Origin of the sequence: Promicromonospora sp. NPDC057488 (assembly GCF_042802395.1) — a bacterium.
In the GTDB taxonomy this organism is placed as follows: domain Bacteria; phylum Actinomycetota; class Actinomycetes; order Actinomycetales; family Cellulomonadaceae; genus Promicromonospora.
Window position 1 is genome coordinate 1 of sequence record NZ_JBHVEG010000208.1, and the last position, 9,749, is coordinate 9,749.

A 9,749-nucleotide genomic window follows, 5' to 3' on the forward strand; every position below is an offset into this window, starting at 1 on the left:
GTCCACGCAGAGCAACCGACCCCGAATTCGTACAGTCACCCCGAGACCCTCAGGCCTCGATCACGGGCCTACTTGCCGACGCGGGCGTCCAGCACCCGCGCGCCCTCCGCGATGGACCCGGAGAGCGACGGGTAGATCGTGAACGCCGAGGCCACGTTCTCCACGGTGAGCCGGTGCTGCACCGCCAGCGTGATCGGGAAGATCAGCTCGGACGCCCGCGGCGCCACCACGACGCCGCCGAGCACCACGCCGGCCTCGGGGTGCGCGAAGAGCTTCACGAAGCCGTCCTTGACGCCGAGCATCTTGGCGCGCGGGTTGCGCGCGAGCGGCAGCGTGGTCGTGATGTAGCGGGAGTTCTGCGCGCGCAGCTTCTCCTCGCTGTAGCCCACGGTCGCGATCTCGGGCGCGGTGAAGATGTTGGACGCGACGGTGCGCAGCGCAAGCGGCTGGACGGCGTCGCCCAGGGCGTGCGCCATCGCGATCCGGCCCTGCATAGCGGCCACCGAGGCGAGCGGCAGCACGCCGGTGCAGTCGCCGGAGGCGTAGACGCCGCGCACCGAGGTCCGCGAGACGCGGTCGACCACCACGTGCCCGCCCTCGGAGAGCCGCACGCCCGCCTCCTCGAGCCCGATGCCCGACGTCGCCGGCACGCCGCCGACCGCCACGAGCACGTGCGAGCCGTGCACCACGCGCCCGTCGGCCAGGGTGACCTCGACGCCGTCGTCCGTACGGACCGCCGACGCCGCGCGCGAGCGGGACAGCACCGTCATGCCGCGGGAGCGGAACACGCCCTCCAGCAGCTCGGCGGCGTCCTCGTCCTCGCCGGGCAGCACCCGGTCACGGCTGGAGACCAGCACGACGTCGGAGCCCAGCGCGTTGTACGCGCCCGCGAACTCGGCGCCCGTGACGCCCGAGCCGACCACGATCAGGCGCTCGGGGAGCTCGCGCAGGTTGTACATCTGCGTCCACGTGAGGATGCGCTCGCCGTCGGGCACCGCGGTGGGCAGGGTGCGCGGGGTCGCGCCGAGCGCGAGGAGCACGGAGTCGGCCTCGAGCACCTCGGTCGCGCCGTCCGCGAGCTCGGCGACCACGCGTGACGGGCCGTCCAGGCGGCCCTTGCCCGCGACGATCCGGATGCCCTCGCGCTCCAGGCGGCCGCGGATGTCGGAGCTCTGCGCCCGCGCCAGCGCGAGCACGCGCTTGTTCACGGCCTGCAGGTCCACGAAGTGCTTGCGCTTCTCCACGGTCCCGGCCGCGGACGCCGCCGCCTGCACACCCGCGCCGGTCAGCCCGGGGGCGGCGTAGGCGGAGACCACGGGGATGCCCCCGGTCGCCAGCGAGACGTCGACGTCGGACAGCGGGTCCACGACGTCGTCGGGCATGCGGATGCCGAGCTCGGGGGCCCGGTCGGCGATGGTCATCCACTCGGCGGTGGCGATGAGCGTCTTGGAGGGGACGACGTCGGTCAGCACGGCGGCGCCGCCCAGCCCCTGCTGCTCCACGACGGTGACCTGTGCCCCCAGGCTGCGCGCCACGAGCGCCGCCTCGTAACCACCGGGGCCACCTCCCACGACGACGACACGGTGCGGGACAGCTGCGGGATCGAGGGGGGTCACGGGGTCCATTGTGCCAGCGAATATCCAGGTCAGTGATTGACGCCCGACGCCCGCGCTGTGATAGTCGACGCCGTCGGTGGCGGCGGATCGGGGTGGGCGGATGCTGGACGTGGTGCGGTACTGGCAGGCCATAGAGCACTTCAGTCCCCAGCAGCTCGAGAGTCCTGGTGAGAAGGACGGCCTCCGTGCCCTCTCGAGCAACGGCCCATTACCATGGCAGCTGTCGACCCGGGAACCGACCGACGACGTCCCAGACGATGCGGTCTGGCGGCACACGATGTACCTCGGTGTCTTCGACCTGGCCAAGGTCGGCGACACGCTCCGACAGGTGCTGGGCACCGCCGACGACGAGGCCGACGACGGCCGCACGAAGAAACCGACCGGCTACTCGGCGCTCGCCTCCCTCACCTTCGACGAGCGGGGCCGATACGTGAAGGAGAGCCTGACGGTCTCGGGCTGCGCATGGGCTGTCGGCAACGCTCCTTCCCTCCTGACGGGAGACGTTGCATGGACCGGCCGTCTCGATGAGATCCAGGACACCCTGGAGCAGATGGTCGCGGGGATCGGCGACGGGCTGGTCACGGCCCGGCCGGGCACGACCAGCAGCGCCGCCAAGGTCGCCGGGATCACCGGCTGGACCCTCGCGTTCGTCTCCGGCGGCGTCAGTACGATCATCCCCGCACTCGTCTCCGCGGCGGCACCGTGGATCAGCAGCCTGGCCGAGCTGGCCATCGAGAAGTTCGGCGGTGCTCTCGCGGACAAGGCGAACGACACCATCCGCGAGAACGTGTCACGCGACCAGGCATCGGACGCCACACCTCACCGACCCACCGACATCGGCATCCGGTCGTTCACCCGAGAGGACCTCGCGGCCCTGACGCTATGGACGGCCACGGGACTGCACGTGCTCGACTCGCTCGAGCCGACCCGGATCTGGCACCGGAGCTACCAGGTCCGACCCGGTGTCGAACCGCCCGCGACCGACATGCTCGGGAGCTTCCAGGCGGACGACCTCGGCCGAGTCGCGTCGGCGCTGGATGACCGTGACGCAGGTCAAGCGCTCCTGGAGTACCTGACGCCGCACGACCAGGTGGACAAGGCCGACCGCACCGACCTGCACGCCTCACCGCGCGTGCTGCTCGACCGGCTCGCCCCACGCTTCCTGCCAGCCGGCTGCTGGCCGGGTGAGCACCACCTGGTGGCGAGCCAGCAGTTCGCGCTCAACCAGACGTTTCTTGACCTGGCGGTCACCGGTGCCCGCGGGCTGCGCACCGTGAACGGCCCGCCGGGCACGGGCAAGACGACGCTGCTCAAGGACGTCGTGGCGGGAGTTGTCGTCGAGCGGGCACGCCAGCTGGCCAAGCTGCCGAACGCCAGGGCGGCATTCGCGAAGAAGCCGTTGGAATGGGAGACCAAGACGGGCAAGACGCGAGCGGTGTACCCCCCGATCCCGGCCCTGACCGGGTACGAGATGGTCGTCGCGTCGTCGAACAACGGCGCGGTCGAGAACATCTCGCGGGACCTGCCCGCCAGGTCGGCCATCGATGCCGAGCGCTTTGCCGACGCAGACTACTTCGCTGAACAGGCCGAGCTCATGACCGGAGACGAGGACAGCTGGGGTGCTGTCGCCGCGGTGCTCGGCAAGAAGGAGTACCGAGATCAGTTCGTGAAGGCCCACTGGATCAAGGGGCACGAGGGCGACCCCCGGCTCGGGCTGCACATGCGCCTCAAGAACGCGGTGCGCGGCGACGGACAGAGCGTGAGCTGGCGGGACGCCGTCGCCGCGTTCGACGCAGCCTCCAGCCGAGTGGAACAGTTGCGCTCGGAGCGCCAGGCCGTCGCAGACAACGTCGTACGCCCGGACGAACCCGTGACGACCGGCGAAACCCTCGACCGCGCCGTCGCCGCGGCACGCACCCGGCGCGACGCCCTCGAGCGGCCCTTGGACGACGCACGTCGCCACGCCGCGACCGCCGAGAGTCACCGCAGCAGTGCGGACACGGCGCTGCTCGGCGCCATCGCTGCTCAGGACCACCACCGGTCGAGCCGCCCGGGCTGGCTACGCCGCCTGTTCCGCCCGGCGGAGCACCGGACATGGCTGGACGAACGCGCACGCCTCGCGCAGAGCGCTGACCGAGCCCGGGGCGAGCAGGCAGAAGCACTCGCGGACAGTACGGGTCTCGACGCCGCCGTCGTCGCTGCGCGGAGCGCGCTGACCGAGGCCACGGAGGAACTCGGCTCGGCAGAGCGGCGGGCGGCCTGTCTCGCCAGGGCGTCGGCAGCCTGGGGCGGCGCGGTTCCCGGCGCGGACTGGGATGCGAGCCGTTCGGACCGCCCGGCGATGGAGCGGCGCGAGCAGTCGACGCCTTGGACAGATCCTGAGTTCGTCCAGGCTCGGGCGGAGCTCTTCCTCGCCGCGCTCGACCTGCACAAGTCGCTGCTCGTCGAGACGGGCGGCGACGTCCTCCGGAGTCTCGCAGCGGCCATGGACGTGATCGGCGGCAACGTGCCACGTAACGTCCCGGCCACGCACGTCCTCGCTGCCTGGCAGGTATTCTTCCTGGCGGTCCCGCTGATCTCGACGACATTCGACTCACTGCCGCGCATGTTCGACCGGATCGGGCGCGAGGACCTCGGCTGGCTGATTGTCGACGAAGCAGGCCAGGCACGCCCCCAGCACATCGTCGGAGCGCTGTGGCGGGCTCAGCGGGCTCTCGTCGTCGGCGATCCGCTGCAGATCGAGCCTGTCGTGACCGTCCCCCTGGACGTACAGACCCTCTTGCGCAAGCACTTCACGGTCGACGCCGCCTGGATGCCCGGCCGCGGCTCGGTCCAGTCGATCGCCGACCGCACCACCCCGTTCGGCACGTACCTGTCGGGACCCGAGGGCGAGGACGTCTGGGTCGGGATGCCGTTGCGCGTGCACCGGCGCTGCGACGACCCGATGTTCACAATCAGCAACGCCGTCGCATACGGCGGATCGATGGTCCACGGCGTCAACCGGAAGAAGCCAGCCGGTCTGCTCACGCAGAACACCTGGGTGGACGTGCCGGCAGGGCCCGATCGGTGGAACCCACTGGAAGGCGAGTGGGTGAAAGCACTGCTCCGGCAAATCGACCAACGAGGCCGCGAGGAGGTCGACGCCGGCACCAGGGAATCGTGGGACCTGACGAAGAGCGTCTTCGTGGTCAGCCCCTACCGGACGGTCGCGAAGGCGCTGGAGAAGCCTCTCGCCCCATGGCTGCCGATCAAGGACAAGAAAAACAAGAGGATCGGCACCGTCCATACCACGCAGGGCAAGGAGGCCGAGGTCGTCATCCTCGTACTCGGTGGATCGATGGAGGACCTCGACCGGTCCGTCTGGGCGGCGCGATCACCGAACGTGGTGAACGTCGCGGTCTCGCGCGCCAAACGCCAGCTCGCCGTCGTCGGCGACCTCGGACGCTGGTCGAAGCAGCACTACTTCTCGGTCCTGGCGGGTCACGTCAGGGACGAGCCGGGGCAGATCAAACGGGTGGACGGTTCCGTCCGCCCGTCGTGGTGACCACCCTGGGCCGGGTCAGGAGTATGCCGACAGCGCCGTGTCGAGACTCCAGATCCCGACGTCGTCGATCTGTGTGCGGGCTCTGAACTCCTCCCGTTCGACCAGGACCGAGATGTCGCCAGTCCCTATCTTCCGTGACAGGAGGTCGGTCAGGGTGGAGCCGGTGGCCGCACCCTCGACGAGCATCTGCCAGTAGCCCCGCGACCAGGTCGCCTCGTTGAACATCCAGGGCGTCTTGTCGCTCGTCACCGCCTGCAGCAGCGCCGCGAACGTCTCGGCAGTCCGACGCCGGTCGCCCGCGACCTGAGCGACGAAGTTGCCGCACTCGATCACCGCCGTCACGGGCAGCACGAGCGACGTGCCGGCCGCATGATGCTTCTTGTACTCCTCGACGACACGCTCCCGGTCCTGGCAGCGACCGGGAACCGGCACCAGGTTGGTCAGGACCCCGGTGTCGACGAACCTGATAGCGGTCATGCGTCGATGCCGAGGATGCCGCGCAGCACCGAGTCGTCCGCCGACCGTTCCTCGGGGCCGGCCAGCCGTCCCTGTGTCACTGCGTCGCCTATCCCGCCGACTGTCATGGCCCGGGCGTAGCCCGGCAGGTCAGTCACCCGGCTGAGCACGGAACGGCCGCTCTCCTTGTCCCGGTAGCAGACGATGACAGACCGGTTCATCTCGCCGGTCGCGGCATCGAGCAACGCTGGGTTGTGCGTGGTCAGGATGATCCTGCTGCCCTGTTCCGCTGTCGCCTCACGCACGAGGTCGAGGACTCGCTTGGCCTGGGCTGGGTGCAGACCGTTGTCGATCTCCTCCATGACGAGGGTGGTCGACGGCTCTGTGACGATCGTGGCGGGGAGGTCGAGTTCGTCCCGCTCAGAGAGCAGGGCCGTACCGACCGCGGCCAGCCGTAGAAGTCCGTCACTGAGCTCTCTGGCGGGGGTGGTGTCAGTCGCAGCCCCGACCAGCTCAGCAACCAGGAGCATCACGTCACCGAGATCAGTGCGCGTGAACCCAAGGTGTGCGACGTCAAGGTCCGAAACCGCGCCGATCAGCCCACGTAGGCGGTCGACCTGAGCCGGGTGCTCGACGGAGAGGCGTGCGAGCGCGGCGGACACGTTGGCTGCGTCGCGCCGCAGCTCGTGATCCGTCTCCGCGACATAGTCGCGCATTCCCGCAGGGATCGGTTCGAGATGGAAGACCGAACGAAGGGCCTCGACGAGGCACCCGGCGGCGACGAGTTCCGAGACATCGGGGTTCTCGATGTCGTGGAGGAGACCTGCCCGACTCGGCGGACCAGCGAACTTCATGGATGCGATGAAGGACGTACGCCGGGGCGACCCCACGGGACGCTCACGCGGCGTATCCGGTAGACCGTATGTCTCGACGCCGTCCGAGACGTCCGACCAGAACAAGTCGACGTTGCCGCCGCCGTCCGGATTACGCCGAGAGATCTGCTCGTAAAGAATCTCGATCTGGGGCCTGACGCGGACCTCGATGTCGTACTCGAAGTGACCGGCATGAGATGCAACGGTGCACCCCAGGCGGAACGCGTCCGTACCGTGAGGAGCACAGCTGGCCGCACCCCCACGTACTGGATCGAGCGCATCCTTGATGTCCTGCGCGTTCGCCAACCGCGCCAGCACATCTAGGGCGTCCAACGCGTTCGACTTCCCGGACCCGTTGCGGCCGATCAAGATCGTCGTCGGGTCGATCGGCAGAACCTGGTCGTGGAACGACTTGAACGCCGTCAGGCGCAGCTCCGTCAGGTGCGCGTACGACATACCGTCCCTCCATCCCCCAAGTAGGTGTCGCCCCAGCCTAGAGGCTCCACACCCACAGACGCAGACCGTCCACTGACGACGATCCCCCGAGCCGCGGCCCCCGTGGGTGCCCGGGGGAAAGTGGCGATAACCTCGGACCATGAGTACGGAGCCAGATCTGGACGACCCGACGACCGACCCGTTCGACGTCGCTGCCGCCGCCGCTGAGTACATCGCGGCCAAGACCGGTGTGCCGGGACACGACATCGCTGTCGTGCTCGGCTCCGGGTGGGGCGGTGCGGCCGAGCTGATCGGCGACGTCGTCGCGGAGATCCCCACCGCGGAGATCCCCGGCTTCGTGCACCCAGCGGTCCAGGGCCACCGGTCCACCACGCGCTCGATCCGCGTCGAGCGGCCCGACGGCGCCGTCCGTCACGCGCTGGTCCTCGGGTCCCGCACCCACCTCTACGAGGGCCTCGGCCCGCGTCGTGTGGTGCACGGCGTCCGCACCGCGGCGGCCGCCGGGTGCGAGACCGTGATCCTCACGAACGGGTGCGGCAGCGTGCACATCGGCTGGCGTCCCGGCCAGCCCGTCCTGATCAAGGACCACCTGAACCTCACGGGGCAGACCCCGCTGGAGGGCGCCAAGTTCGCCGACATGACGGACGTCTACACCCCGCGCCTGCGGGACGTCGCCCGGACGGTCGACCCGGACCTGCCCGAGGGCGTGTACGCGCAGTTCCACGGCCCGCAGTACGAGACGCCGGCCGAGGTGAAGATGGCCTCCCTGATGGGCGCCGACCTGGTCGGCATGTCCACGGCGCTCGAGGCCATCGCCGCGCGGCACTGCCGCATGGACGTGCTCGGCATCTCCCTGGCCACCAACCTGGCCGCCGGGATCAGCCCTCACCCGCTCTCCCACGAGGAGGTGCTGGCGGCCGGCCAGGAAGCCGGGCCGCGGATCAGCGACCTGCTCGCGCGAGTGATCAAGCAGATCTGACGCCCGTGTCCACCGACCTGCCGACCGCTACCGGGGTGCCTTCGGCGCCCGATCTCGTCGCGCGCGCCGAGGCCTGGATGGCCGCCGACGTCGACGACTACGACATCGCGGACCTCCGCGACCTCGTGGCCCGCACCAGTGACGAGTACATGGGCCACCTGGCCGTCACCGAGCTCGCCGACCGGTTCGCGGGCATGCTCCAGTTCGGCACCGCGGGCCTGCGCGGCGCGATGGCGGCCGGGCCCAACCGGATGAACCGCGCCGTGGTGATCGCGGCCGCGGCCGGGCTGGGCGCGTTCCTCCAGGCGGAGGCCGCCGGCGTCCAGCCACGCGTCGTGATCGGCTACGACGCCCGCTACCGGTCCGCCGACTTCGCGCGGGACACCGCCGGGGTGCTGGTCGCGGCCGGGGCCGAGGTGCTGCTCCTGCCGGCGGCCGGCCCCACCCCGGTGCTGGCCTTCGCGGTGCGCCACCTGGCCGCCGACGCCGGCGTCATGGTCACCGCGAGCCACAACCCGGCGTCCGACAACGGCTACAAGGTCTACCTCGGTGGGCGCGTAGTCGGCGGGCCCGGTCGGGGCGCGCAGATCGTGCCGCCGTACGACGCCCGGATCGCGGGCGAGATCACGCGCGTGGGACCCGCCAAGGACGTCCCGCGCGCCGAGTCCGGCTGGACCGTCCTGGGCCCGGAGATCGCCGACGACTACTACCGGTCCGTGGCCTCGCTGCACGACGGCGAGCCGCGCACCAAGCTGCGGATCGTCACCACCTCGCTGCACGGGGTGGGCGGCGTAGCGATCGCCCGCGTGCTGGCGGAGGCCGGCTTCGCCGACGTCGTGCCGGTGGAGGAGCAGGTCGAGCCCGACCCCGACTTCCCCACCGTGGCGTTCCCCAACCCCGAGGAGCCGGGCGCGATCGACATGGCGCTGGCCCTGGCGCAGGACACCCGCGCCAACCTGGTCATCGCCAACGACCCGGACGCCGACCGCTGCGCCGTGGCCGTCTTCGACCCGCAGTACGGCACCTACCAGGGCGCCGAGACGGCGCTGTCGCAGGGCTGGCGCATGCTGCACGGCGACGAGGTGGGCATGCTGCTGGGCTGGGACGCGGCCGAGCGAGCCGTGCGCGCTGGCACGGGCGGCACTCTGGCCTGCTCGATCGTGTCGTCGAGGGCGCTGGCCGCCATCGCCGGCAAGCTCGGGCTGGAGCACGCCACGACGCTCACCGGCTTCAAGTGGATCGCCCGGACCCCGGGCCTGGTGTTCGGGTACGAGGAGGCCCTGGGCTACTGCGTGGACCCCGCGCACGTGCGGGACAAGGACGGGCTGTCGGCCGCGGTCGCCGTCGCGCAGCTGGCCAACCGGCTCGCGAACGAGGGCCGCACCCTCCTGGACCAGCTCGACGACATCGCGCGGGCCTGCGGGCTGCACGTGACGGGTCAGGTCTCGGCCCGGTTCGAGGACCTCGCGCGCATCGAGACGACCATGACGTGGCTGCGCAACGCGCCGCCGTCGGCCCTGGCCGACTCGCCCGTGAACTCCGTGCGCGACCTCGCGGAGGGCCTAAACGGCCTCCCGCCGACCGACGGCGTGGTGCTGCTCACCGCGGACGACACCCGGGTGATCGTGCGCCCCAGCGGCACCGAGCCCAAGATCAAGTGCTACATCGAGGTCGTCGCGGCCGTGGACCCGGACGCGTCCGCCGAGGAGCTCTCCACGGCCCGTGTGGCCGCCCGGAAGCGCCTCGCCCTGGTGCAGGCGGACCTGCGCTCGATCCTGGGTCTCTGAGCCCTCCGGGCCACGAGAACGGGCCGCCGTCCCCGAGGG

At 70.7% G+C, this 9,749-nt stretch carries 6 protein-coding genes; 3 read left to right on the forward strand and 3 right to left on the reverse strand.

Translation table 11 applies throughout. The features are described 5' to 3' along the window. Positions 1-68: 68 nt before the first annotated feature. Positions 69-1,625 carry an NAD(P)H-quinone dehydrogenase gene (locus tag ACFU5G_RS26590; protein WP_377251524.1) on the reverse strand — a complete coding sequence of 519 codons (1,557 nt, stop codon included), beginning with the start codon at positions 1,623-1,625 and terminating at the stop codon, positions 69-71. 91 nt (positions 1,626-1,716) lie between these two features. Between ACFU5G_RS26590 and ACFU5G_RS26595 the strand changes: the two genes are divergently transcribed. Then, the gene (locus ACFU5G_RS26595; protein WP_377251526.1) at positions 1,717-5,160 is read left to right on the forward strand and encodes a DEAD/DEAH box helicase; all 3,444 of its coding nucleotides are present in this window, start codon (positions 1,717-1,719) and stop codon (positions 5,158-5,160) included. 15 nt (positions 5,161-5,175) lie between these two features. Here ACFU5G_RS26595 and ACFU5G_RS26600 read toward each other — a convergent pair whose 3' ends face one another. Both ACFU5G_RS26600 and ACFU5G_RS26605 read right to left on the reverse strand, forming a co-directional pair. Beyond that, a complete protein-coding gene (locus ACFU5G_RS26600) occupies positions 5,176-5,637 on the reverse strand; it encodes a hypothetical protein (RefSeq protein WP_377251528.1) in 462 nt (153 codons plus the stop codon). Then, positions 5,634-6,944, reverse strand: a complete 1,311-nt coding sequence (locus ACFU5G_RS26605) for an AAA family ATPase (RefSeq protein ID WP_377251530.1) — start codon at positions 6,942-6,944, stop codon at positions 5,634-5,636. The genes ACFU5G_RS26600 and ACFU5G_RS26605 overlap by 4 nt, the downstream gene beginning before the upstream one ends. Positions 6,945-7,083: 139 nt before the next feature. On the opposite strand from ACFU5G_RS26605, the gene ACFU5G_RS26610 reads away from it, so the two are divergent. Further along, the gene (locus ACFU5G_RS26610) at positions 7,084-7,923 is read left to right on the forward strand and encodes a purine-nucleoside phosphorylase (protein ID WP_377251532.1); all 840 of its coding nucleotides are present in this window, start codon (positions 7,084-7,086) and stop codon (positions 7,921-7,923) included. Between the two features lie 77 nt (positions 7,924-8,000). Further along, positions 8,001-9,710, forward strand: coding sequence for a phospho-sugar mutase (locus ACFU5G_RS26615; protein ID WP_377251534.1), 1,710 nt, complete (start codon positions 8,001-8,003; stop codon positions 9,708-9,710). The last annotated feature ends 39 nt before the right edge of the window (positions 9,711-9,749 follow it).

Coding starts and splice junctions, on each gene's coding strand:
- ACFU5G_RS26590 (WP_377251524.1), bottom strand. CDS start 1,625: ATGGACCCCGTGACCCCCCTCGATCCCGCAGCTGTCCCGCACCGTGTC.
- ACFU5G_RS26595 (WP_377251526.1), top strand. CDS start 1,717: ATGCTGGACGTGGTGCGGTACTGGCAGGCCATAGAGCACTTCAGTCCC.
- ACFU5G_RS26600 (WP_377251528.1), bottom strand. CDS start 5,637: ATGACCGCTATCAGGTTCGTCGACACCGGGGTCCTGACCAACCTGGTG.
- ACFU5G_RS26605 (WP_377251530.1), bottom strand. CDS start 6,944: ATGTCGTACGCGCACCTGACGGAGCTGCGCCTGACGGCGTTCAAGTCG.
- ACFU5G_RS26610 (WP_377251532.1), top strand. CDS start 7,084: ATGAGTACGGAGCCAGATCTGGACGACCCGACGACCGACCCGTTCGAC.
- ACFU5G_RS26615 (WP_377251534.1), top strand. CDS start 8,001: ATGGCCGCCGACGTCGACGACTACGACATCGCGGACCTCCGCGACCTC.